The following is a 23,356-nucleotide window of genomic DNA, read 5'->3' on the forward strand; positions in this document are numbered from 1 at the left end:
CTTAGATCATTTCCTCGCCACCTTTGCCACCGAGGACGATTTCGCCGGCTTCGGCCATACGACGGGCAATGGTGAGGATTTCTTTCTGTGCGGTTTCGACGTCGCTGACGCGTACCGGGCCTTTGGCCTCGAGGTCGTCGCGCAACAGTTCGGCAGCACGTTTGGACATGTTCTTGAAGATCTTCTCTTTGACGCCTTCGTCGGAACCCTTGAGGGCCAGCACCAGCACGTCGGAAGACACTTCGCGCAGCAACGCCTGAATGCCACGGTCGTCGACATCGGCGAGGTTGTTGAACACGAACATGAGGTCTTCGATCTGACCGGACAGGTCTTCGTCGACTTCGCGGATCGAGTCCATGAGCTGGCCTTCGATCGAGCTGTCGAGGAAGTTCATGATGTCCGCCGCACGCTTGATGCCACCCAGGGTGGTGCGCGAGGCATTCGAGTTGCCGGAGAACTGCTTCTCGAGAATCTGGTTGAGCTCTTTCAATGCTGCTGGCTGTACGGTGTTCAACGACGAGACGCGCAGGATGATGTCCAGACGCACCTTGTGGTCGAAGTTGCCCAGCACTTCACCGGCCTGATCCGGGTCGAGGTACGCGACCACGATCGCCTGAATCTGCGGGTGTTCGTAACGGATCACGTCGGCAACGGCGCGCGGCTCCATCCATTTCAGGCTGTCGAGGCCACTGGTGTTGCCACCGAGCAGGATGCGGTCGATCAGGCCGTTGGCCTTGTCTTCGCCCAATGCCTGGGTGAGCATTTTGCGCACGTAGTCGTCGGAACCGACGCCGAGGCTGGTCTGGTCGCCGACGATGTCGACGAACTCGCTCATGACCTGCTCGACCTGCTCGCGATGGACGTTGCCCATCTGCGCCATGGCCACGCCGACCCGCTGAACCTCTTTCGGGCCCATGTGGCGCAGCACTTGCGCGGCATCGGTCGAACCCAGGGACAGCAGCAGAATCGCGGCTTTGTCGACCTTGGTCAGTTTTAAGGTTGCGGCTCGGTTATCACTCATCTGCGTTAATCCACTCTTTCACGACCTGAGCCACGCGACCCGGATCCTCGGCCACCAGACTCTTGATTGCATTCAGTTGCGCGTCATAACCCTCACTCGGGCTCGGCAACAGAATGCTCTGCGGACCACCGAGGCTCACGCGATCATTGGAAAGTTCGCCATCCAGGCCGCCCATCCCGCCGAGTTCCACGTCGCTGCCCAGACCGGCCAGCTCCTTGCCTTTGCCGCCGCCGGTGATGTTGTTGAGCACCGGACGCAGCACACCAAACACCAGCACCAGGATAAACAACACACCCAGCACTTGTTTGACGATGTCCCAGAACCATGGCTGGGAGTAGAACGGAATATCGGCAATCACTTCGCCGCGCTCGGCGGAGAACGGCATGTTGATCACGCTGACGCTGTCGCCACGGCTGGCGTCGAAACCGACGGCATCCTGGACCAGACGAGTGAAGCGCGCCAATTCGTCGGCGCTCCACGGCGCACGGCTGGTTTCGCCGTTGGCCGCGTTGACCTTGACCTGATCGTCGACAACAACCGACACCGACAGACGATTCAGGCGACCCTGCTGCTGTTTGGTGTGGCTGATGGAACGGTCGAGCTCGAAGTTCTTGGTCGATTGTTGACGCTTGTCTGCCGGGTACGGCGCGAGCATCGGCTGGCCGGTGGCCGGGTCCATGATCTGCTGACCGTTGGCGTCAACCAACGGCTGACCTGGCTGCACCATCGCGGCTGGCGCTGCGGCACCACCGGTGGTTTGCGGCGCCGAGGCTGGCGACGGCGGCTGGTTGCTCAGGGCACCCGGCACACCTTGCGGGCCATTGCTGGCGGTGCGTTGTTCGTTGACCGACTGCTCGCTGCGCAACGCCGGTTGATCCGGGTTGAACTGCTCGGCCGTCGACTCGACAGCGTTGAAATCGATGTCAGCCGAAACTTCCGCCTTATAGCGATCGTTGCCCAATACCGGTTGCAGAATGTTGTGCACGCGCTGGGTGAGCATGCTTTCCATGCGGCGGCTGTAATCGAACTGCTTGCCGGCCATGGTCATTTCGGAGTTTTCCGCCTGATCAGAGAGCAGGTTGCCCTTCTGGTCGACGACGGTGATCTGCGATTTGCTCAACTCGGGAACAGAAGTCGCCACCAGGTTGATGATCGCAATCACCTGACCCGGCTCCAGCGAACGACCGGAGTACAACTCGATCAGCACCGAAGCGCTTGGCTTGCGCTCGTCACGGACGAACACCGAGCTTTTCGGAATCGCCAGGTGCACGCGGGCACCCTTGACGTTGTTCAGGCTGGAAATGGTCCGCGCCAGTTCACCTTCGAGGCCGCGACGATAACGCGTCGCTTCCATGAACTGGCTGGTGCCCAGCCCCTGTTCCTTGTCGAGGATTTCGAAACCGATATTGCCGTCGCTGGGAGTGACACCAGCAGCCGCGAGTTTCATCCGCGCACGGGACAGGTCGTCGGCCTTGACCAGCAAGGCGCCGGAGTTCGGTTCGACGTTGTAAGGAATGTCGGCGGCGGCCAGGGTTTCCATGACCTGCTTGGCGTCCATGCCGGCAAGGCTGCCGTACAACGGACGGTAATCCGGCTGCTGCGACCACAGCACCACGGCAAAGCCAATCGCCACGCTCGCAGCCAGGCCGACCAACAGGCCCACCTGACGCAGCATGGTCATCTCGGAGAGGTTTTCCAGGAAGGACAGGCCGAACAGCGGCGGTTTGCCGTCTATCGGGGTGGCCTTGGCCGGAACGTTATCGGCGACTGCTTCTGCCATGACTCAATCTCGTCCTTAAACCGGCATCTGCATGATGTCTTGATAAGCCTGAACCAGCTTGTTGCGCACCTGGGTCAGAGCCTGGAACGACACACTGGCTTTTTGCGAAGCGATCATCACGTCCGTCAGATCGACGCCGCTCTTGCCCACTTCAAAGGCATTGGCCAACTGAGTCGACGCGGTCTGGGTATCGCTGACCTTATTGATCGCCTGACCGAGCATGTCGGAAAAGCTGCTGCCTCCCAGCTCAGGGACAGCGGTCGTCGATTTCGGCGCAGACATGGCATCCAGTTTCATGGCCTTCATGTCTGTCATCAACCGATTAAATTCAATACCTTGGCTCATGGTCTACTCTCTTGGGCGGCCCGCAATTTTTTGACACTCACTCGGCGGGTACACAGGTATTAGCAACAAGGGTGCCAGCTCATGGGCACCCCTTTCAGAAAAGCGTTTTCAACTTTTTCATCACGACTCAGGTGGCGAACAGATAACCTTCGACGTCCATCCCGGCATCGCGCATTTGCGCCAGTTTGTAGCGCAGGGTACGCGGGCTGATACCGAGCTTTTCTGCGGCTTCCTTGCGTCGTCCACGCTCGGCGCGCAGGGTGTCGATGATCATCTGAAACTCCCGGCGGCGCAGGTCATCACCCAGTGCACCGGCGGAATCCGCATCGATTTCCACCTCGCGGATCACCGCAGACACCGGCGCGGCGACGGGCACCGCGGTGTACGTCACGGGACCTGCCAGACAGAAATCCTGTGGCTGAATCAAACCGCCCTGCTGCAGGATCAGCGCTCGCTGAATGGCATTATCCAGTTCACGCACATTACCCGGCCACGGGTACGCGATCAGGCAGGCTTGTGCGTCAGGCGAAAGTTTCGCTGCGGCGTGCTTCATTTTATTGACGTGTTTGGCCAGCAACCTTTCGGCCAGCGGCAGGATATCGGCAGTGCGCTCGCGAAGTGGACGCCACGCGAGAGGGAAAACCGACAAACGGTAATAAAGGTCTTCACGGAAACGCCCCGCCGCCACTTCGCCCGCCAAGTCGCGGTTAGTGGTGGCGACCACGCGAATATCCAGGGCAATCGGCTTACGCGCACCGACACGCTCGACTTCGCGCTCCTGCAACACGCGTAGCAGTTTGGCTTGCAGGCCAAGGGGCATTTCGGAGATTTCGTCGAGCAGTAATGTGCCGCCGTCCGCCTGTTCGAATTTGCCGGCCTGCGCGGCGATGGCACCGGTGAACGAACCCTTCTCGTGACCGAACAGCGTCGCCTCGAGCATGTTGTCAGGGATCGCCGCACAGTTGATCGCAATGAACGGCTGGCTGGCGCGATGGGATTGCTGATGAATGTAGCGCGCCAGCACTTCTTTACCCGTACCGGATTCGCCGGAGATCAGCACCGTGGAATCGCTGCGCGCCACTCGTGCGGCCAATTCGAGAAGTTGCGCACTGGCCGGCTCGACGGCGATAGGGCCTTCAATGTCGCTCACGCCAATATTGCCCAGCGCATGCCGCGCCACCAGATCCAGCAAAGCCTTGGGCTCGAACGGTTTGACCAGATAGTCCGCCGCCCCCTGACGCATCGCATCGACCGCGCGCTCGACCGCACCGTGCGCCGTCATCAGCAGCACCGGTAATTGCGGCTGGCGGGCACGCAGCAGGGCAAGCAATTGATGACCATCCATGCCGGGCATGTTGACGTCACTGACTACCAGACTGAACGCTTCGCGCGCTACTGCCGTCAGCGCGTCTTCAGCGCAACCGACCGAGTGATAATCGTGGCCGGCCAGCAACAGCGTGTCGGCCAGCGCTTCGCGCAACGAACGGTCATCTTCGACCAGCAAAACCTTGATGCCCATGTCTTTCACTCAGCTCCCTGTACCGCGGAAAACAGCGGCAGATTCACCTGCGCGCACGTGCCGCGCCCGACCCGCGAACGCAGCAGCAATTCTCCCTGATGTGCCCGAGCCACAGCCTTGACCACGGTCAGGCCGAGGCCGGTACCGGTAACTTTGGTGGTAAAAAACGGTTCGCCGAGCCGCGCCAGAACGGCTGGCTCGATGCCGCTGCCACTGTCGCTGATGCACAGGCGCAGGCTGTTGTCGCGGGTGTAGCAATGGACTTTCAGGCGGACGTCGCCGGCACTGGCCTGAATCGCGTTTTCAATCAGATTCAACAGCGCGCCGACCAACGTGTCGCGATTACACAGCAGCTCGCCGACATGACTGTCGCACTGCCAGCGGATTGGCAGATCCTGCACATGGGTCAGCGCCGCCGCTTGCAGCGCCTGCATCAAAGCGTTGGGTGTGAGGCGATCGGTCAGCGGCAATTCACCGCGAGCGAACACCAGCATGTCGCGCACCTGGTGCTCCAGCTCATGCAGGCGCTCTTTCAGGCGCCCCGCGAAGCGCTGCTGAGTGGCCACCGGCAATTCCTGCTCAGTCAAATGACTGGCGTAGAGCAACGCTGCGGACAACGGCGTGCGGATCTGATGCGCCAGCGAAGCGACCATACGGCCCAACGAGGACAAGCGCTCGTGGCGCGCCAGTTGATCCTGCAGATGACGGGTTTCTGTCAGGTCGTTGAGCAGCACCAATTGCCCCGGCTCGGCGTCCAGCGAGCGGGTGGCAATCGACAGGCGCCGACCGTTTTTCAGGGAAATTTCATGGCCATCGTCTTCACGCGGGGCGAAGCAGCGGGCAATCACATGGCGCCATAATTCGCCTTCAAGCGGCAGCCCCAGCAACTCGATGGCGGCCGGGTTGGCCTCATGCACAATGCCGTGACCGTCGATGACGATAACGCCACCGGGCAACAGATCAAGAAGGTTTTGCAGACGGTTGGCCAAGCGTTCCTTTTCGGCCAGCTCCTGCATGCGCTGGGCGCTCACCACTGCCAGCTCACCCTTGAGCTCGGTTACCCGCGCTTCAAGCATGCTGTAAGAGTCAGTCAGTTGGCTGGACATTTGGCTGAACAGCTCGAATGCCTGCTCAAGGCCCTGCCGGCTTGCCTGCTCTACGGAGGACGGTTGCCCCTCGGGACTGGAGGCAGAAGACATCTGGGCGTGGGGCATTGTGCTTTCTCGCTTGGCTGACCGTCAGTTAAACGGAACGTTGCGAGGGCTGTAGCAATACCCGTGCCTAAAAAAAACTGCTTATAAATGAAGCAGTTGAAAAACAGGCGTCAATCCTCCGCCTGTTCATCTCCATCGCGTCGGCTCATGCCGTACTTGCGCATCTTCTCGACCAGGGTGGTACGACGGATACGCAGACGTTCAGCCGCACGCGCGACAATGCCATTGGCATCGTCCAGCGCCTGTTGAATCAGCCCCTGTTCCAGACCACCGAGATAGTCCTTCAGGTCCAGGCCTTCCGGCGGCAGCATGGCGTTGGCGGTGAAGTCCGGCGTATGACCATTGATCGCCACGCGCTCTTCGAGATCACTGCGCAGGCTGTCGACCATTTGCTCGTCTTCGTCGTCGACGTAGCGGAATTTCTTCGGCAGTTCGACCACGCCGATCACCCCGTACGGATGCATGATCGCCATGCGCTCGACCAGGTTGGCCAGCTCGCGGACGTTGCCCGGCCAGCCGTGACGGCACAGCGACATGATCGCCGCCGAGTTGAAGCGGATCGAACCACGCTTCTCATGCTCCATGCGCGAGATCAGTTCGTTCATCAACAACGGAATGTCTTCGACGCGCTCACGCAGCGGCGCCATCTCGATCGGGAACACGTTGAGGCGATAGTAGAGGTCTTCGCGGAAGGTGCCGATCTCGATCATGCTTTCGAGATTCTTGTGCGTCGCAGCGATGATGCGCACGTCGACGCTCTGGGTCTTGTTGCTGCCCACGCGCTCGAAGGTGCGCTCCTGCAGGACGCGCAGCAGCTTGACCTGCATCGGCAGCGGCATGTCGCCGATTTCATCGAGGAACAGCGTACCGCCATTGGCCAGTTCGAAACGCCCGGCACGACTGGTGATTGCGCCGGTGAAGGCGCCCTTCTCGTGACCGAACAATTCGCTTTCGAGCAGCTCTGCCGGGATCGCCCCGCAGTTGACCGGCACGAATGGCGCATCGCGACGCTTGGAATGGTAATGCAGGTTGCGCGCGACCACTTCCTTGCCGGTCCCGGACTCGCCGAGGATCAGCACGCTGGCGTCGGTGTCGGCCACTTGCTGCATCATCTGGCGCACGTGCTGGATCGCACGGCTGGTGCCGACGAGGCTACGGAACAGATTGGGTTCGCGATGACGACCGCGCTCACGGGCCTGATCATACATCTCGCGATAGACCTGGGCACGGTGCAGGGAGTCGAGCAATTTGCTGTAGCTGGGCGGCATTTCGAGGGTCGAAAGCACTCGGCGACGCTGATCTTCAGGCAAGTCGACGGAAGAATTATCGCCCATCAACAAAACCGGAAGGAACTCATCCCAGGTTGAGAGTGTCTTTAGCAAGCCCAAAAGCGCACCAGGAGCATTAACGGTCCCGATCAGTACGCAAATGACCTCACGACTAGACGACAAAGAGCCGACTGCCTGCTGCCAGTCATGGCTGCCGCAGGGTAAATTTTCTTCGCCAAGAAAATTTAGAATCACCGCCAGGTCGCGGCGGCGGACGCTATCGTCATCGATCAGCAGAATTTTGGTTTCACGCCACATGCAATAGCAACTTCCCTAGTCAACTCAATGCCCAAAATAAGGGGCAAGCGAGACGCTTGCAGGACACCATGTGCCTGTAGACGCCTGAAATCTGAAAACAGCCACTAGTTAAGTCAAAAAACCGTGCACAGTCAAATTTATGGCGCACATGTCTGGATTAACTGGGGGTTAATTAACCAAACAGATGGTAAACCTTTGCCGCCTTTTGCGCTTGGGTGATCTGCGACATCTCGTTGGCTATCGCCTGTCGCTCCCCCATCGCCACCTCAAGAAGCTCCTTGTAGACATGGAGCAACTCCTCAAGATTATCGCGCAACGCGACTTCATCCAGCGCAGCTTCAGCCATGACGTCTTCCATGCAGGAACGGCAAGCCAGATCCAGCTCGCCAATGGCTTCCCAGTTGCGTTCGGCCAGCGCGGTGACCAACGCTTCACGGGTATCGGCGATTCGCTGCAATACTAGACTCATGACGATCTCCTTCAGAACTGCGGAGCTGGCACAGGAGCAATGGCATCCCAGCCTTCTTTCACCGTGCCCAGCAAGCCTGCAACCTCATCGAGAATGCGCGGATCGCTGCTGATGTTCGCCTCGGCGAGGCGCTTCATCATGTAGATGTACAGCCCGTCCAGATCAGCCAGGGTGTCTGCGCTGTTCTCCAGATCGAGGCCTTCGCGCAGGCCGCTGACAATGCCAATCGCTTTGCTGATCGAAGTGCACTTGCCAGGAATATCCTTGCGCTCGATGGCGCCTTTGGCCTGAGCGATACGGGCCAGTCCACCTTCCATCAACATTTGCACCAGACGGTGCGGGCTCGCTTCGGATGTCTGAGCGTGTGCGCCGACTTTCTGGTACTGCCGAAGGGCTAACATCGGATTCATGTTCTACCTCATTGCCACAATGACTCGTATAACCAGTGTATCGCCAACGAATCACAGAACTTTAGTTCAAAAGACAAAAACCCGGCGCACGCCGATAAAGCGTAGCCGGGTTTTTGTCGTTACTGCCTGTTACTTCGCGGACTGCTGAGCGTTCAGGGAGCTGAAGAACGACGTGATATTACTCGCCGTTGCTTTCATCTGCCCGACCAGCAGGTCCATGGCGTTGTACTTGGCCGTCAGCGTCTTGGTCAGGTTATCGACGCGCAAGTCCAGGGCCGTCTGCTGCTTTTGCAGGGCCGAGGTGATGTTCGTCAGGTTGGAACTGCGCTGATCGAGCAGGCCACCGGTCTTGACGTACGGATCAACCGCCGCGTTCATGCGTGCCAACAAACCATTTTTGGCGTCGGTACCACTGAACAGCTGTTGAACCTGACCAGCCATGCCCGGGAGTTCCATACGCTTGTTGAACACCGCCGTGTCGAGCGTCAGCAAACCGGTTTTACTGTCAGTCAGAACACCCATCTGCGACAGCACGGACAATTGCCCTTTGCCACCAGCCCCTGGATCAGTCAGCTGAGCACGCACATCAGCCATCAACGAGCGCGGCAGCGCATCACCGGTGAAAGCCGATGAAACGGTCAGATTGCCATCGGCGTCCGGCGTCGCCTTGGACAGCGTGTCGACGGTTTTCTTCAGGGTGTTGTAGGAATCGATGAACGTCTGCAGCGACGTCTGGATACCGGCGGTATTGGTCGCAACCGAAACCGTCGCCGGGGTTGCCGTGCCGTTGACGACAGGGCTCGCAGCCACCAGATTCAGCGTCATGCCGCTGATTGCGCCTGTTACCGTGTTGGTCTTGCTGCTGACAGCCAGCCCGTCAATGGTGAGGTTGGCATCTTTGGCCACCTTACCGACCGCCCCGGAAGCGCCTGCCGCCGGGTTGTCACCCATTTCCTGGGTGCCATCGATCTCAAGACCCGCGATACCGCTGACCTGCAGGTCCATGCCGGCGCCAGTCTTGTTCGAGCTCAGCACCAGGCGCGAAGAACCGCTACTGTCGGTCACGATGTTGGCGGAAATACCGTTGCTGGCCTGCGCCGTGTTGATCGCGTCCCGCGTGGACTGCAAGGTGGCATTGGCCGGAATCGCAACATTGTAATCAATGCCATTCTGACTGATTTTCAGAGTACCACTCGGAATAGCACTGGCGGCACCGCCGGCAAATGCGGCACTGGCGACTTTCGAGCCGGTGGCCAGGTTCTTCACAACAACGCTGTAAGTACCCGGTACGGCCGTTTTGTCCGATGTTGCACCGACAATCGTTGGTGTGTCCGACGTTGCGGTAAAACCGGCAAATGCCGGGCTCGACGCTTTATTAAGGTCGGTCATCGCCTTCTGATACGCCGCCAGTGCGCTTTTCAGCGAACCGACACCGGAAATCTTCAGCGAGTTGGTTTTCGTCTGAGTGTCGATCTGCGTCTGCTTGGCAGACTTGTCGGCGTTGACCAGCGCGGTCACGATCGCGCCGATGTCCAGGCCGGAACCCAGTCCGGAACCCGGTAGAATTGGACTTGCCATGTGCATCTCCCTTCAGATTGTTGCCATTCTTTTGACCGTTACACGCGTCCTGAGAACGTACAAACATTATTCATGCCAGCTATCAGACTTTGGCGTCGAACAGAACGTGGCTCGCATTGGCGAGGCTGTCTGCCAGCTTGAGGGCTTCTGCGGAGGGAATCTGTCGAACGACCTCACCCGTCTCGCTTGCGATCACCTTGACGATGACCTTACCGGAATGCTCATCGATCGAGAACTCCAGATTGCGCTTGATCGATTGAACGAACTTCTCGATCTCCTGCACAGCCAGTTTCAACTTGGCGTCATCCGTGTCCTGACTTTTGCGGTCAGCAACCGGAGCATCGGCCTTCGCAACTTTTGGCGTCTCTGACGGCTTGTCAGCAACAGGGGTCGCTGGCTTGGGAGCCGGATAAGACACGTTAAGCTTTACGCTCATGTCCATGCCCATCACCTCTTAACGAAAAAAGCGAGAGAGCGCGACAAGCACACTCCCCCGCTTAAACTTATTCCGAAATTACTGAAGCAGCTTCAGTACAGCGGAAGGCAGTTGGTTGGCTTGAGCCAGAACAGAGGTCGAAGCCTGTTGCAGGGTTTGCTGCTTGGTCAGGTTAGCAGTCTCTGCGGCGAAGTCGGTATCTTGTACGCGACCTTGTGCAGCAGTGGTGTTCTCGGTGATGTTCTGCAAGTTCTGGATGGTGCTGGTCAGACGGTTTTGCGAAGCACCCAGGCTGGCACGAGTCGAACCGATTGCAGCGATAGCGGCGTCGATTGCAGTGATAGCGCTGTCGATGTTGGTAGCAGCGCCAGAAACGCTAGCACCGGTCAGGGACAGAGTACCGCTGCCTACCGACAGGCTTACTGCGTCGAACTTGGAGCTCAGTACCAGGTCGATGTGGTTAGCCGAACCGGTGTTTGCGCCCACTTGCAGGGTCACAGTACCAGCCGAACCGTCCAGCAGGTTTTTGCCGTTCAGGTTGGTCGAAGCCGAGATACGGGTGATTTCGTCAGACATCTGAGCGAATTCAGCGTTGGTAGCGGTCTGGTCAGCAGTGCCGTTGGTACCGTTACGTGCTTTAACAGCCAGTTCACGCATACGCTGCAGAATGTCGGTAGTGGCTTGCAGAGCGCCTTCAGCGGTCTGAGCTACGGAGATACCGTCGTTGGCGTTCTGGATAGCCTGGGTGTTACCGCGGATCTGGGAAGACATACGGTTGGAGATTTGCAGGCCAGCGGCGTCGTCTTTAGCGCTGTTGATTTTCAGGCCGGAAGACAGGCGCTGCATCGAAGTCGACAGAGCGTCGGAAGCGCGGTTCAGGTTTTTCTGAACGTTCAACGACGTAGTGTTGGTGTTTACTGTTAAAGCCATGACGAATTCCTCGTTGGTTGGGTACTGCGGCTTCCGGCCCTGGCAACCGCCGGGTATGGCCTAGAGAACCTTCGTAATAGTTATCGTCGGGTTTGCAGGTTGCTTGAGGGCTTTTTGAAAAAAATTTGCCATCACCCTGCCACCCCCGAGAAAACAAAGACTTAGCAGTCCATCCACCGCGAATAAATGACGTCATAAAACCGACTGTCGCGCAAACCTGCGGGCCAGTGCTGTCGGCACACTCAGGCCGGGACACTTTCCAGCAAATCCACCAGTTCATACTCCATAGCGTCAGCCAGCCCCAGCCAGTCCTGGCGCTCCTGGGATGCGAGCATTTGCAGTAACAGCTGCGCCCACATCTGCTGCACCTCTGCAGAAGCAGACGATAAACATTGCTGGGCCTTTTCAAACACATCGACCATCGCCAGCGCCGCCTCGACATCGCGACCCAGGCGAAACAAACCTGCGCACTGACGACATTCATCCTTACAGACACTCAGCGCACTCATTGCACAAACTCCGGATTGAAAGCGGTTCCGGCGATCAGCGCCCCGCAGCGGCTGCTGTTGAGAAACCCGACCTGTGGATGCGCAGCGATGTAGCGCTCCAGCACGCACAGATAACCGCGAAAATTGAGTTGCGTGCTGACCCGTTGGCCATGGCCATCGCGCACCCAATGCCGCGCCTGATTCACCGACGGCCCCAGCTCGCCGTCGTTCCAGCCGGCATGGGTCTTGTTCATCGGAAAAGCGAAGTCAGCGCCAAACAGCGTAATGCTGGCGGCCCCCATCTTTACCGCCAGATCCACCGCCGGGTGAATCACACTGCCGCCAACGTGCAACTGCGCTCGCGGATGCTGCTCACGCAAGTTCGCGTAGATCGGACTTGCGGAATAACCACCGTAACGTTTGCCCTTCCACGCCTTCAACACCGCCGGATCGCTCATCGGCAGATACACCAGCGGGATGCAGTCGGACTCTTCGAAGGGCAGATGACGAAAACTGATGCGCTGATCAATGCTCACCACCAGATCAGGCACAATCCCGTGTTCGCGCAGCGGTCGATACGCAGTGTCGACACAGATGAATAGCGGGCGTTCGGCGCGCTGGCGGATTGCAGCGAGACGCTGGTAATGCTGCTCCAGTGTCGGCCCGGTGGCGATCACATAGATTTCCCGACCCACACACGTGCCGAACAACTGCGCCACATCCGCATCGGCGAGCAGTACAGGCAGGCACGCCTGCAAACGCTGTTGAATCTCCGGCGACTGCGGATCGAAATCCCGATTGTTGAAACTCAGGTGCACTTCACTGACCAAGCGATCACGGACTTTCGCGTTGAAGTCATCGGCCAGCAGCATCTCGGCGGGCAAGGCAAAAAACGGCGTGAAAAAATCCGCGTGATCACCGGCATAAAACAACTCGACGCGCGGATCGTCCAGCCATTCACGCTGATCAAGCAGTTGCACCACCAGCGCAAACAACGCGCCGTTAAGGATGTGCACGTACAAGCGTTGCAGCCCTTCGCGTTCAAGCAGCACCCCGGGCAAATCACCGAGGCCCGTGCCATAAACATGCAATTGTGCTTTTTCTGGCAGGCTGGCCGCCTGAGTCCGCGCTTCATGGAGGCGGTCATGGCGGCTGGTGAGTTGAATGCCGTTGATGCTCAGCGTCGAGCCATGCCCCTCAACCAATTGAGCTGGAACGGCCGCACTGTCTTCAGCCATCAGTCGCTCGAACAGCGCCGGCCAGCGCCGTTGCAACACCTCGGCATTGGCTTGGAAAAACTCGCTCATGGCGCCTCGCGCTCCGTTTCAGGCAAAAAAATAGCGTTCAAGGTTAACCTTGAACGCTATTTTTGTATCCGCCGTTTTTGCTCGGACTCAAGGACGATAGATGATCGCCGAGCCCCACGACAGACCGACACCGAAACCGCTCAGCGCAATACGTTGCCAGTCGGAATCGAGTACGTGTTTTTCCAGCAGCAACGGAATGCTCGACGACACGGTATTACCGGTCTCGACCATGTCCTTGATGAACTTCTCCGGCTCGCCTTCGAAACGCCGCGCCACGGCATCGACAATCGCCGCACTGCCCTGGTGAATGCAGAACGCATCGATGTCATCGGCCTTCAGACCGGAATCATCGAGCAGTTCGTGCAAGTGTGCCGGGACTTTGAGCAGTGCGAAGTTGAAGACCTGACGACCGTTCATGAAGAACACGCCATCGGTGACTTTCAAGTGCGGCGCACCTGAGCCGTCAGTGCCGAACTTGGCCTTGCCCAGCGCCCAGGTCGGATCTTCGCCCATCCACGTAGCGGTCGCGGCATCGCCGAACAGCATGGTGGTGTTGCGGTCTTCCGGATCGACGATTTTCGAATACGGGTCAGCAGTGATCAGCAGGCCGTTCTTCAGACCGGCGGCTTCCATGAAGCCCTTGATCGCGTAGATGCCGTAGACATAACCGGAGCAGCCCAGGGAAATGTCGAACGCCGCCACGTTGGTCGGCAGACCGAGCTTGTCCTGTACGATCGCGGCGGTGTGCGGCAGGCCTTCTTCATCACCGTTCTGAGTGACGACGATCAAGGCGTCGATCGATTCACGTTTCAGTCCAGGGTTGCTGGCAAACAGCGCATTGGCCGCTTCCACGCACAGATCGGAGGTTTCTTGTTCAGCGTCTTTGCGCGGCAGGAACGCCGAGCCGATCTTGCCAAGGATGAATTCTTCATCCTTCTCGAATTTTGCACCTTGTGCGTAATTGTCCACGCCGGCTACAGGAACGTAGCTCGCAATGCTTTTTATGCCAATCATTACGGCTTCCCAATAAAAAACAGCCCAAGACCACCGCTCGCAAGGATTTCGAGGGGCGCCGACAAACGAAAACGGCCGCCACAACGGGCAGCCACGGGGAGCGCAAAGGGCTATCACTGGCATCGAAAACGAGCCAGGCGCCATCTCCCCGATCAATACAATACAGTGAAGATGCGCGTTATGACTCGCAGGTCACGCTATTTTGCCGATTCGGTGCAGATCGGCTTATTCGACCAGCGACCAGTCCAGCGGCGTGCCGCGCTTGATCGGCGCACGCGCGCGGCGACCGAGGACGGCCTCGGTGTGCTTGGGCGGCAGTCCGAGACCGGGGCGAATCGCCCGCAGATTGTCCCCGGTAAAGGTGTCACCAGCGGCCATGTCGGCGGTAACGTACAGCGAGCGGCGATACACCACAGATTTCAGTTCGGCGTCGGTGGCGCCATAGCGCACCTGACCCAAGGCCTGCCAGGCTCGTTCGGTTTCCACTACCAGACTGGCCATTTCCGCCGGCTCCAGCGAAAAACTCGCATCGACGCCACCTGCCGAACGGTCGAGGGTGAAGTGTTTTTCCACCACCGTCGCGCCCAGCGCCACCGCCGCCACCGACACGCCAACGCCCATCGAGTGATCGGACAGCCCCACTTCGCAACCGAACAATTCACGCAGATGGGGAATCGTGCGCACGTTGCTGTTGAGCGGCGTCGCCGGATAAGTGCTGGTGCACTTGAGCAGCACCAGATCCTTGCAGCCGGCCTCGCGGGCGGCACGCACGGTTTCATCCAGCTCGGCGATGCTGGCCATGCCGGTGGAGATGATCAGCGGCTTGCCGGTGGCGGCCACACGACGGATCAACGGCAGGTCGGTGTTTTCGAAACTGGCGATCTTGTAGGCCGGCACATCAAGACTTTCGAGAAAATCCACCGCTGTGGCATCGAACGGTGTCGAGAATGCAAGCATGCCCAGTTCTTTTGCACGGGCGAAAATCGGTGCATGCCATTCCCACGGCGTGTGGGCTTTTTCATACAAGTCGTAGAGCGAAGTACCCGCCCACAGACTGCCCGGATCCTTGATAAAGAACTCGCCCTCAGCCAGGTCCAGGGTCATGGTTTCGGCGGTGTAGGTCTGCAGCTTCAGGGCATGCGCGCCGGCCCTGGCCGCGGCCTCGACAATTTGCAGGGCCACGTCCAGCGACTGGTTATGGTTGCCACTCATCTCGGCAATGATGAAGGGCGGCGCATCGGCGCCGATCAAGCGGTTGCCGATCTTGAAACTAGTCATGCGGGTGATCCTTCAAAACACGGGTGAACGCGCAGGCCCCTTGGGTAAACCCGGCGTCACGAAACACATTCAATGAGGGCAGATTGTCCGGCAGGACGCAGGCGTTGATGACCGCCAGTTGTGGCCAGTGCGCGGCGACGAATGCCTGACCACGGGTCAACAGCGCCCTGCCCCAGCCGAGGCCGATACGCCCTTGCAGCAAGTAGATCGAGACTTCGGCTTCAAATCCGCGCAGGTCATAACGCACAACACCGACGGCGCCATCGTCTGCCTCGGCGATCAACAGCAGGCGCTGCGGATTACGCAAACTTGCCGTCAGCCAGTTGAGGTGTTGCACCCAATCGATCGCGCCAGTCTGCGGCGACCAGCGCCGCACGGCTTCGGCATTACGCCCCTCGAACAACAATTGCGCATCGTCCAGCGTCGCCGGGCGCAACTTGAGCACCGCGCCAGCCAGCGCTGCCGCAACGCGCTCGGCGCCGCGACCATCGACCAATTGCCGCGAACGTTCGGCCAGGCTCTGGCGCAGAAAATGATTGCCCACCACAAAACCGACAGCGTCACGCAATTGCTCGACACTGACCTGCTCACGGGCGCCCATGAACACATGCGCCCCCGCTGCGGCCATGACTTCGCCGTTGACCTGCTGGTTATTCGAAACCGCGATACAAATCGTCGGCAGCCCCAGCGCTGCACGCTCCCAACTGGTACCGCCGCCGGCACCGATAAACAGATCGGCTTCGCTCATGCGCTGGTAGAAATCACTGACGAAGCTGTGCAGGCGCCAGTTCGGCCGCGTCTCGGCCAAGGCCTGCATCTGCGCCCACGCCGGGTTCTCGGCGCCAGCAACGAAGTCCACCTGCAATTCGCTGAAATCAGCGAGGGCGAGCATCGCGTGATGAGTCTGCATCGCCGCATCGAAGCCGCCGAAATTCACCAGTACCCGGCGAGCCGTGGGTTTGATGTCGATGGCCGGGCAATTGAACTCTTCGCGCAGCATGGCGTAGCGCGGGCCCAGCAACGTGCGGCAACCCTCAGGTAGCAAGGGTGTGTAGTTTTCGCTGAGGCCGGACAAGTTCTGATTGAGCAACAGATCAACGCTGTAGCGCCGGGTCGCCAGATCATCCACCGCCGCGATGCGATGTGCCCAGCGGCGTGCAGCGGTTTGCCAGTGATGATCGAGGCCGTAATGATCGACGATGATCCAGTCGAACTCGGCATGGCCGTCCAGCAGCAGACCGAGTGCGTCGATATCGGCCTGCCACGGCAGCATCGACTCGATGGCTTGCTGTGGGTCTTCAGCGAGGTAACGATCAGGCAGCGCAAAGGTTTCAAACCCTTCGTCGTTCAGCGCCTCCAGCCGATGCCCCGGCAATTGCCGACAGGCAAACGCGACATGGCTGCCCTGCCCGCGCAACACCCGCGCCAGCGTCAGGCAACGGGCAATATGGCCACTGCCGATGGTCGGCGAGGCGTCGGCGCGAATCAGCACTCTCATTGCAGCTCTCCGCCCGCCTTGAGCGCGGCGTACAAGTATTCGGCGCGCTTCCAGTCTTCGGGCGTGTCGATGTCCTGCACCAGGTGCCGGGGCAAAATCACCGGCAGACTGGCCGGCGAATAAACCACCTCACCACGCAACCAGGCCTCACTGCGGCCCCAGTAGAACTGACCGGCATCCTGAAACGCTTCGGGCAGATCCTGCGAGCGGGTATTACGAAATTCGGGATACAACGCAGTCAGCGCGCCCTGCCCGTCCAGCGTCAGCGCACGCTGCACCGGAAAACCGAAACTGCACACGGAAAACGCAAAAGACTTGTCGCGACGCTGTTCCAGTAATTCCAGTCCCTGATGCAGATAGCGCGCCTGCAGCAGCGGCGCCGTGGCGTACACACAGCAGGCGAAATCGAAGGTTGGCAACTGCTGCAAGGCATGCACGATCACTGCCGCCGTACCGGTGAAATCGTCAGCCAGTTTCGCCGGGCGCAGGAACGGCACTTGCGCGCCATGGGCCCGCGCGACATCGGCAATCTCGGCATCGTCGGTGCTGACCACGACCTGATCGAACACGCCCGACTCCAGCGCAGTGCGGATCGAACGGACAATCATCGGCACACCGTCGAACGGCAAGAGATTCTTGCGCGGGATGCGCTTGCTGCCGCCGCGGGCCGGAATGATTGCAACGTTGCTCAAGGACGTTTTTCCATCAGGAACCAAGTGACGTCATCCGCCGGGAACTGCGGGTCACGATGGTAAACAAAGCCGTAATCCAGCAGTTGCAGATCAGCGTAGCGATCGAGCATTTCACCGGCGAAATCACGCTTGAACAGCTTGCCGCTGTTACCGCGATAGGACACTTCCACCGGTGCCGGGTTGTAGTACTCGGCGATCAAAATATAGCGCTGGCTCAACGCGTACAACTGCGCATAAGCGGTCGGCAACAGTTCAGGGGCCAGATGGATCAGCACACCTTTGCTCAGGGTCAGATCGTAGCGGCGCTCGCGCGGGAAATCGAACAGCGAGCCATGCCAGATCTGCGCAATGTTCAACGCCCGTGCCTGAGCAAAAGCGCTGTCATTGATCTCGACCCCAAACAGCTCACAGCGCGGCAGCAACTGATGCAGCGCCTGCAAATTATTGCCGGCATTGGTGCCCAGCTCCACCAGGCTTTCAATGCGCCCGGCGCGGCTCAACGCTTTGGCAAACAAGGCAAGATTGGCCGCCACCAGCGGTTGGCCGATATTGCGCTCAACGTACTGGTTGCCGAACTCACCCTGCCAGAACTTTTCCTGCTCGCTCAGATTACGCATGACTCAGTCTCACCCACCGCCACGGCGGTATTCATTCGGTCAGTCGACGCAATTGCTCGACTACATAATCCTGCTGCTGATCACTCAGCAACGGGTACAGCGGCAAGCTGATGGCCTCGGCGTAATAGCGTTCGGCCTCGGGAAAATCGCCCTCGGCAAAACCCAGGTCACGATAGTAGGGCTGCAAATGCACGGGAATATAGTGCAGGTTTACGCCGATCCCGGCGGCGCGCAAGCCTTCGAAAACCTGACGATGATTAAGGCCGATGCGCTCGGTCTGCAAGCGAATCACGTACAGATGCCACGCCGACTCCGCTTCCGCCTGAGGGCTGGGCAGCGTCACCGGCAAATACGCCAGCAAACGATCGTAACGCGCCGCCAGTTCGCGACGCCGGGCGATGAAGTCGTCCAGCTTGTTCAACTGAGACAAGCCCAGCGCAGCCTGCAGATCGGTAATCCGGTAGTTGAAACCCAGCTCGACCTGTTGGTAGTACCACGGCCCATGACTGGATTCGGTCATTTGCTGCGGATCACGGGTCATGCCGTGGCTGCGCAAACGTTGCAGGCGCTCGGCCAGATGCGGGCGGTTGGTTAGCACCATGCCACCTTCAGCACTGGTGATGATTTTCACCGGATGAAAACTGAACACGGTCATCGCCGCGAATTCACCGCAGCCGACCGGGCGCCCGGCGTAACTGGCACCGACGGCGTGCGAGGCATCCTCGATCACCGTGAAGTTGTAGCGCTCGGCCAATTCAGCAATGCGCCGCATGTCGCAGCTCTGCCCGGAAAACGCCACCGCCACCAGCACTTTCGGCAAAGTGCCGTCCTGTTCGGCCTGATCAAGCTTCGCTGCGAGGGCGAAGGCATCAAGGTTCCAGGTCAGCGGATCGATATCGACGAAATCGACCTCAGCGCCGCAATAGCGCCCGCAATTGGCCGAAGCGAGGAAAGTGTTTGGCGTCGTCCACAAGCGATCGCCCGGACCCAGGCCAGCGGCCAGACAGGCAATGTGCAGCGCCGCCGTGGCATTGCACACCGCAACGGCGAAGTCCGCCTGACAACGTTCGGCCATCGCCTGCTCGAAGCGTTCGATGGTCGGCCCCTGGGTCAGCCAGTCCGATTGCAGCACTTCGACGACCGCATCGATGTCTGCCTGATCGAGGCTTTGCCGACCGTAGGGAATCATGTCGAGAGCTTCGCGTGCAGGTCGGCGATCTGCCCGACCGAGAGAAAGTGCGGATTGGTGTCGGAGCGATATTCGAAATCTTCACTCACGGCAAGCCCCTGCTCGCCAAGCTTGTCGACGGCAAAATCGACATCGACGCTGGTGAAGCGGATCGACGGCTGGATGGTGTAGTGATCTTCGAACTCAAGGGTCATCCGCGCGTCGTCCAGCGGCACCATCAACTCATGGAGCTTTTCACCGGGACGAATGCCGACGTGCTTGTGTGGCAGATGTTCGGCCATGCCGCGCGCCAGATCGACAATGCGGATCGACGGAATCTTCGGCACGAACACTTCACCACCGTGCATCCGCGCAAAGCTGTCGAGGACAAACTGCACGCCGTGGTCGAGGGTGATCCAGAACCGCGTCATGCGTTCGTCGGTGATCGGCAACTCCTGAGCACCGTCGGCGATCAACTTGCTGAAAAACGGCACCACCGAGCCACGCGACCCGGCGACATTACCGTAGCGCACCACGGCAAAGCGGGTTTCCTGCTCGCCGGCAATGTTATTGGCGGCGACGAACAATTTGTCCGAGAGCAACTTGGTCGCGCCGTACAGATTGATCGGGCTGGCCGCCTTGTCGGTGGACAGCGCCACAACCTTTTTCACGCCGTTATCGATGGCGGCGGCGATGATGTTTTCCGCGCCATTGACGTTGGTGCGAATGCATTCGGTGGGGTTGTATTCCGCCGCCGGCACCTGCTTCAACGCCGCAGCATGCACCACGTAGTCGATGCCGCGCATGGCCTGACGCAGACGGTCTGCGTCACGCACATCACCAATGAAGTAACGCATGCACGGCGCGTTGAACGTCTGCTGCATCTCGTACTGTTTCAGCTCGTCACGCGAGAACACCACCACGCGCTTGGGCTGGTATTGCTCAAGCAGTCGAGCGATGAATTTGCGCCCGAACGAACCGGTGCCGCCGGAGATGAAAATCGATTGACCGTTGAACATATGCTGATTCCTGTCCGGCACGCTTAAGCGAGCAACTGCGCCCAGTTGATCGAGGCATTTTCACCCAGGGTGAACCCTTTGCCGGTCAGGGCCAGGTTGGCGTTGTATGCCGAATCCTGAGCGAAAGCGCCGCTCCATTTTTCACGCAATGCCGCCAGTGCTTGCGGCGCCTGTGGCAGCTCGCCGGTATGCAGCACCTGCACCAACGGCGTCCACACGATGAGGTAACCGGACTGACCCGCCTTGAGGCACAGATCGACATCGGCATAACCCTCGGCGAACGTCACTTCATCCAGCCCGCCAAGGGTGTTGAACAGCTCTTTGCGCACCATCAGACACACCTTCGACACGGCCGAGTAATTCTGCTCGACCGTCAAACGATGCATGTAGCTGTCTGCGCTGTGTTTTTCGCCGATGAAGGGCGAACCCACGCCGTCATTGAGGCCAAGAATCAGACCGGCCTGAGCGATGTTGCCGTCGCGGTCGACCAGTTTGGCACCGACGACGCCCACTTCCGGACGCTGGGCGTGGTTGAGCAACGAATCGATCCAGTTCGGATTGACCACTTCGCTGTCAGCGGCCAACAGCACCAGATACTCACCCTGAGCCTGCTCGCTGGCGGCGTTGTACAACGCGACCTCACTCAGTGGCTGATCGGCACGCAGCACATTGACCTTGGCGTGGCGCAGGGTGCCCAGCCAGTCGTTGACCGCTGCCGACTGATTGGCGTTTGCCGCCAGCAACACTTCATAACGGCTGTAACGCGTTCTGAGCAGCACGCCTTCCAGGCAGCGGCGCAGCACCGGCAGATCGTCGATCACCGGCAGAATAATCGATACCAGCGGCTGTTCGCTGTGGCGGTAATCGATCTGCCAGGTGCCCGGCGCCGACGACGTGACCTTGGCCTTGTAGCCGCGATTGCCCAGATGACGCAGCAACGCCTGACGTTCGTGGGCGTTTTCTTCCAGCTCCGCCGCCTGCGTGATCAGCAACGGCTCGTCGAGGTGCGCCAAGCCGTCGAGGCCGCCCTGCTCGATGATGCGCAGCAACAGGTCAAACTCCAGCGCCTTGCTGAAGTCAGCCTGATAACCACCGGCGTCGAGCAACACTTCGCGACGGATCAACCAGTGGCGCGCCATCAGTGACGGTACGCTTTGCAGCAGATCCAGATTGAAGCCCGGGCGGAATACGTCAACCAGTGCGCCATTGTCCTTGCGCTGGATTTCATCGGTGGCAACGGCACGCACACCGTCGGCGGACATCAGTTCCAGACTGGCGCGCAACAGGCCGCTGCTGGTGAACTGGTCACCCGCCTCACACAGCAGCAACCAATCGCTTGGCGACTGCTGAGCGCTGAGGTTGAGCTTGTCGACAACGTTGCTCTGGGTGACACGCACAAAGTGCAGGGTGTTTTGCGCGGTCGTCGCCGCCGGCGCTTCACCGGTGGTGAACACCACCACCCTGAACGCTTTGCAGTGACCTTCGAGCAGGCTGTCGAGCGTTACCTGCAACTTGTCGATGTCGTTGTCCAGGTCGAGCACGAAAATGCCGAATTGCGGACCACCGCCTTCAGTCGCCAGATGTTCGCCGATCGACTCGAGTGGCTTGATTGCCGGCGCGCGAGCCGCCAGCCACTGCAACAGACGACCGGACTTCATCTTATCGAAGGCCGGCTGATTATCTTCGACCGTCAGCACTTCGAGGCGGGCGATCCACTCGTGCATGGCTTGCGCGGCGCTCTCGTCACCGACGATATCCAGTTGCGCCGCCAGACGTTTGACCACGGTCTGGTTGAACGCATTCAGATCATGCGCCTGCCACAACCGGTCCAGCACACTTTCCGCTGTATCGTTGTTGCGCGCCTGCAACAGGTGCGCCTGACGCGTCCACACGCCTTCCAGCCCTTCCAGTTGCATGCGGCCGGCCGGCAGGGCGTGCAAGATGAACTCGAACTGTTCCAGACGTTCGAAGAATGCCTGGTTGTAAAACGGCATTTCGACATACTGCAGCGGGCCAAAACGACGATCCGGCGCCTTCAGTTCCTGGTTCCAGGTCGACTCGATAATCAGCTCGGCAGTCAGCGCCCGCCCGGACTTCAGGCTGTCGGCCATTGCCTCGAAACTCTCCAGGGCAAAGGCCTTGGCCTGCCCGGCATCCAGCCCTTCGATAGCGGTGGGCAGCGAGACGAGGAACTCGGCAAACGCCTCGCGTTCGGCGACCGATTTGGCGTCGACGTAGGTCAGCGAGTGATACACATCGGTGTTGTGCTCGGAGACACCGTAGTTGATCTCGCGCACTACGTACGGAATCGGCAGGATGCGCGCCTTGGCACTGGCCAGCAGGTAGTAGACGTGGCCAATTTCCTGCCACTGGAAATTGGTCCCCGGCGGCAACGCCGCGTGCCAGTTTTTCATCAGGTCAGTACGGGTTACCGCGTAGAACGGCGGGATGTACTGGTGCATGTAATCGAGGACACGATCCTGCGCCCGCTCGGACGCATAGTCTTCCTGGACTTTCTTGTCACGGCGGTAGTAGTTCACGCCATGGGCCAATGACAGGTACATCAGGCAATAGCCGTGGCACATACCGTAATCAGGGTTGGCATGCAGGAAGCCAACGGACTCTGCCAGTGAATCATGCAGGATGAAGTCGTCGTCGGCCGCCAGCACCATATACGGCGTGGTCAGATGCTCGACACCATAGGCCAGTTTGGCCTGCATGCCCCAGTACGCGAACTGCGGCACGTGGTGGTAGTCGACAGCGGAAAAGTCGCCTTCAGGTCGATCCAGAGTCGAATCGAGCACCATGATTCTGCAGGGCAAGCTGCTGTAATACTTCACCGCCCGGCGCAAAAACGCCGGCCGATTGTGAGTAATCAGGACGACGGTCAATAGCTCATTGAGCGGTAGCGCCAGTTCAGTACTGTACTTGCCTTGCATAACTTCTCTCCACAACCGGCGACTCGCCGAAACAACGCTTGGTGATGT

The 23,356-nt window shown here is 59.4% G+C and carries 21 protein-coding genes; all 21 read right to left on the reverse strand.

The genetic code is table 11. The annotated features are described in order from the left end of the window. Position 1 precedes the first annotated feature (1 nt). On the reverse strand, positions 2-1,021 hold the full coding sequence (gene fliG, locus ACOYXE_RS14640) for a flagellar motor switch protein FliG (protein ID WP_016984305.1): 1,020 nt from the start codon (positions 1,019-1,021) through the stop codon (positions 2-4). Beyond that, on the reverse strand, positions 1,014-2,801 hold the full coding sequence (gene fliF / locus ACOYXE_RS14645; protein ID WP_460926192.1) for a flagellar basal-body MS-ring/collar protein FliF: 1,788 nt from the start codon (positions 2,799-2,801) through the stop codon (positions 1,014-1,016). The genes fliG and fliF overlap by 8 nt, the downstream gene beginning before the upstream one ends. A gap of 15 nt (positions 2,802-2,816) precedes the next feature. Continuing rightward, on the reverse strand, positions 2,817-3,146 hold the full coding sequence (fliE, locus tag ACOYXE_RS14650) for a flagellar hook-basal body complex protein FliE (RefSeq protein WP_007920044.1): 330 nt from the start codon (positions 3,144-3,146) through the stop codon (positions 2,817-2,819). A 127-nt stretch (positions 3,147-3,273) separates the two neighbouring features. Next, a complete protein-coding gene (locus tag ACOYXE_RS14655; RefSeq protein WP_405122094.1) occupies positions 3,274-4,665 on the reverse strand; it encodes a sigma-54-dependent transcriptional regulator in 1,392 nt (463 codons plus the stop codon). A gap of 5 nt (positions 4,666-4,670) precedes the next feature. Continuing rightward, complete coding sequence (locus tag ACOYXE_RS14660) at positions 4,671-5,864, reverse strand: sensor histidine kinase (RefSeq protein ID WP_405124229.1); 1,194 nt, start codon at positions 5,862-5,864, stop codon at positions 4,671-4,673. 125 nt (positions 5,865-5,989) lie between these two features. Further along, positions 5,990-7,465 carry a sigma-54 dependent transcriptional regulator gene (locus tag ACOYXE_RS14665; protein WP_007920053.1) on the reverse strand — a complete coding sequence of 492 codons (1,476 nt, stop codon included), beginning with the start codon at positions 7,463-7,465 and terminating at the stop codon, positions 5,990-5,992. Positions 7,466-7,637: 172 nt separating this feature from the next. Next, on the reverse strand, positions 7,638-7,934 hold the full coding sequence (locus tag ACOYXE_RS14670) for a hypothetical protein (protein ID WP_016984299.1): 297 nt from the start codon (positions 7,932-7,934) through the stop codon (positions 7,638-7,640). An 11-nt stretch (positions 7,935-7,945) separates the two neighbouring features. Next, on the reverse strand, positions 7,946-8,344 hold the full coding sequence (gene fliS, locus ACOYXE_RS14675; RefSeq protein WP_141128979.1) for a flagellar export chaperone FliS: 399 nt from the start codon (positions 8,342-8,344) through the stop codon (positions 7,946-7,948). A gap of 129 nt (positions 8,345-8,473) precedes the next feature. Further along, positions 8,474-9,922 (reverse strand): flagellar filament capping protein FliD, encoded by a 1,449-nt coding sequence (gene fliD / locus ACOYXE_RS14680; RefSeq protein WP_160056776.1) that lies wholly within the window; start codon positions 9,920-9,922, stop codon positions 8,474-8,476. A gap of 82 nt (positions 9,923-10,004) precedes the next feature. Beyond that, entirely contained in the window at positions 10,005-10,364 is a 360-nt protein-coding gene (locus tag ACOYXE_RS14685; protein WP_160056774.1) for a flagellar protein FlaG, read from the reverse strand. A 72-nt stretch (positions 10,365-10,436) separates the two neighbouring features. Continuing rightward, positions 10,437-11,288, reverse strand: coding sequence for a flagellin domain-containing protein (locus ACOYXE_RS14690; RefSeq protein WP_141128976.1), 852 nt, complete (start codon positions 11,286-11,288; stop codon positions 10,437-10,439). A gap of 242 nt (positions 11,289-11,530) precedes the next feature. Further along, the gene (locus ACOYXE_RS14695) at positions 11,531-11,797 is read right to left on the reverse strand and encodes a hypothetical protein (RefSeq protein WP_160056772.1); all 267 of its coding nucleotides are present in this window, start codon (positions 11,795-11,797) and stop codon (positions 11,531-11,533) included. Beyond that, complete coding sequence (locus ACOYXE_RS14700; protein WP_405122095.1) at positions 11,794-13,083, reverse strand: motility associated factor glycosyltransferase family protein; 1,290 nt, start codon at positions 13,081-13,083, stop codon at positions 11,794-11,796. Before ACOYXE_RS14700 ends, ACOYXE_RS14695 begins: the two co-directional genes overlap by 4 nt. 87 nt (positions 13,084-13,170) lie before the next feature. After that, positions 13,171-14,097, reverse strand: coding sequence for a ketoacyl-ACP synthase III (locus ACOYXE_RS14705; RefSeq protein WP_160056768.1), 927 nt, complete (start codon positions 14,095-14,097; stop codon positions 13,171-13,173). Between the two features lie 225 nt (positions 14,098-14,322). Beyond that, positions 14,323-15,375, reverse strand: coding sequence for a pseudaminic acid synthase (gene pseI / locus ACOYXE_RS14710; protein WP_160056766.1), 1,053 nt, complete (start codon positions 15,373-15,375; stop codon positions 14,323-14,325). Beyond that, entirely contained in the window at positions 15,368-16,873 is a 1,506-nt protein-coding gene (gene pseG / locus ACOYXE_RS14715; protein WP_460926193.1) for a UDP-2,4-diacetamido-2,4,6-trideoxy-beta-L-altropyranose hydrolase, read from the reverse strand. Before pseG ends, pseI begins: the two co-directional genes overlap by 8 nt. After that, positions 16,870-17,565, reverse strand: coding sequence for a pseudaminic acid cytidylyltransferase (gene pseF / locus ACOYXE_RS14720; protein ID WP_460926194.1), 696 nt, complete (start codon positions 17,563-17,565; stop codon positions 16,870-16,872). Before pseF ends, pseG begins: the two co-directional genes overlap by 4 nt. Beyond that, entirely contained in the window at positions 17,562-18,182 is a 621-nt protein-coding gene (locus tag ACOYXE_RS14725; protein WP_160056760.1) for a pseudaminic acid biosynthesis-associated methylase, read from the reverse strand. The genes pseF and ACOYXE_RS14725 overlap by 4 nt, the downstream gene beginning before the upstream one ends. A gap of 31 nt (positions 18,183-18,213) precedes the next feature. Continuing rightward, entirely contained in the window at positions 18,214-19,371 is a 1,158-nt protein-coding gene (pseC, locus tag ACOYXE_RS14730) for a UDP-4-amino-4,6-dideoxy-N-acetyl-beta-L-altrosamine transaminase (RefSeq protein WP_160056758.1), read from the reverse strand. Then, complete coding sequence (gene pseB / locus ACOYXE_RS14735) at positions 19,368-20,369, reverse strand: UDP-N-acetylglucosamine 4,6-dehydratase (inverting) (RefSeq protein WP_160056756.1); 1,002 nt, start codon at positions 20,367-20,369, stop codon at positions 19,368-19,370. The genes pseC and pseB overlap by 4 nt, the downstream gene beginning before the upstream one ends. A gap of 23 nt (positions 20,370-20,392) precedes the next feature. After that, positions 20,393-23,308, reverse strand: coding sequence for a glycosyltransferase family 2 protein (locus ACOYXE_RS14740; RefSeq protein WP_460926195.1), 2,916 nt, complete (start codon positions 23,306-23,308; stop codon positions 20,393-20,395). Positions 23,309-23,356: the final 48 nt, after the last annotated feature.

It is taken from the genome of Pseudomonas sp. MC6 (genome assembly GCF_054790575.1).

What these genes read in the sequence shown, in the direction of transcription:
- ACOYXE_RS14700 (WP_405122095.1), bottom strand. Translation starts at nt 13,083, where the DNA reads ATGAGCGAGTTTTTCCAAGCCAATGCCGAGGTGTTGCAACGGCGCTGG.
- pseC (WP_160056758.1), bottom strand. Translation starts at nt 19,371, where the DNA reads ATGATTCCCTACGGTCGGCAAAGCCTCGATCAGGCAGACATCGATGCG.
- pseI (WP_160056766.1), bottom strand. Translation starts at nt 15,375, where the DNA reads ATGACTAGTTTCAAGATCGGCAACCGCTTGATCGGCGCCGATGCGCCG.
- fliS (WP_141128979.1), bottom strand. Translation starts at nt 8,344, where the DNA reads ATGAATCCGATGTTAGCCCTTCGGCAGTACCAGAAAGTCGGCGCACAC.
- fliD (WP_160056776.1), bottom strand. Translation starts at nt 9,922, where the DNA reads ATGGCAAGTCCAATTCTACCGGGTTCCGGACTGGGTTCCGGCCTGGAC.
- ACOYXE_RS14690 (WP_141128976.1), bottom strand. Translation starts at nt 11,288, where the DNA reads ATGGCTTTAACAGTAAACACCAACACTACGTCGTTGAACGTTCAGAAA.
- ACOYXE_RS14705 (WP_160056768.1), bottom strand. Translation starts at nt 14,097, where the DNA reads ATGATTGGCATAAAAAGCATTGCGAGCTACGTTCCTGTAGCCGGCGTG.
- fliG (WP_016984305.1), bottom strand. Translation starts at nt 1,021, where the DNA reads ATGAGTGATAACCGAGCCGCAACCTTAAAACTGACCAAGGTCGACAAA.
- fliF (WP_460926192.1), bottom strand. Translation starts at nt 2,801, where the DNA reads ATGGCAGAAGCAGTCGCCGATAACGTTCCGGCCAAGGCCACCCCGATA.
- ACOYXE_RS14695 (WP_160056772.1), bottom strand. Translation starts at nt 11,797, where the DNA reads ATGAGTGCGCTGAGTGTCTGTAAGGATGAATGTCGTCAGTGCGCAGGT.
- ACOYXE_RS14670 (WP_016984299.1), bottom strand. Translation starts at nt 7,934, where the DNA reads ATGAGTCTAGTATTGCAGCGAATCGCCGATACCCGTGAAGCGTTGGTC.
- fliE (WP_007920044.1), bottom strand. Translation starts at nt 3,146, where the DNA reads ATGAGCCAAGGTATTGAATTTAATCGGTTGATGACAGACATGAAGGCC.
- ACOYXE_RS14725 (WP_160056760.1), bottom strand. Translation starts at nt 18,182, where the DNA reads ATGCGTAATCTGAGCGAGCAGGAAAAGTTCTGGCAGGGTGAGTTCGGC.
- ACOYXE_RS14655 (WP_405122094.1), bottom strand. Translation starts at nt 4,665, where the DNA reads ATGGGCATCAAGGTTTTGCTGGTCGAAGATGACCGTTCGTTGCGCGAA.
- ACOYXE_RS14660 (WP_405124229.1), bottom strand. Translation starts at nt 5,864, where the DNA reads ATGTCTTCTGCCTCCAGTCCCGAGGGGCAACCGTCCTCCGTAGAGCAG.
- ACOYXE_RS14685 (WP_160056774.1), bottom strand. Translation starts at nt 10,364, where the DNA reads ATGGACATGAGCGTAAAGCTTAACGTGTCTTATCCGGCTCCCAAGCCA.
- pseG (WP_460926193.1), bottom strand. Translation starts at nt 16,873, where the DNA reads ATGAGAGTGCTGATTCGCGCCGACGCCTCGCCGACCATCGGCAGTGGC.
- pseB (WP_160056756.1), bottom strand. Translation starts at nt 20,369, where the DNA reads ATGTTCAACGGTCAATCGATTTTCATCTCCGGCGGCACCGGTTCGTTC.
- ACOYXE_RS14740 (WP_460926195.1), bottom strand. Translation starts at nt 23,308, where the DNA reads ATGCAAGGCAAGTACAGTACTGAACTGGCGCTACCGCTCAATGAGCTA.
- ACOYXE_RS14665 (WP_007920053.1), bottom strand. Translation starts at nt 7,465, where the DNA reads ATGTGGCGTGAAACCAAAATTCTGCTGATCGATGACGATAGCGTCCGC.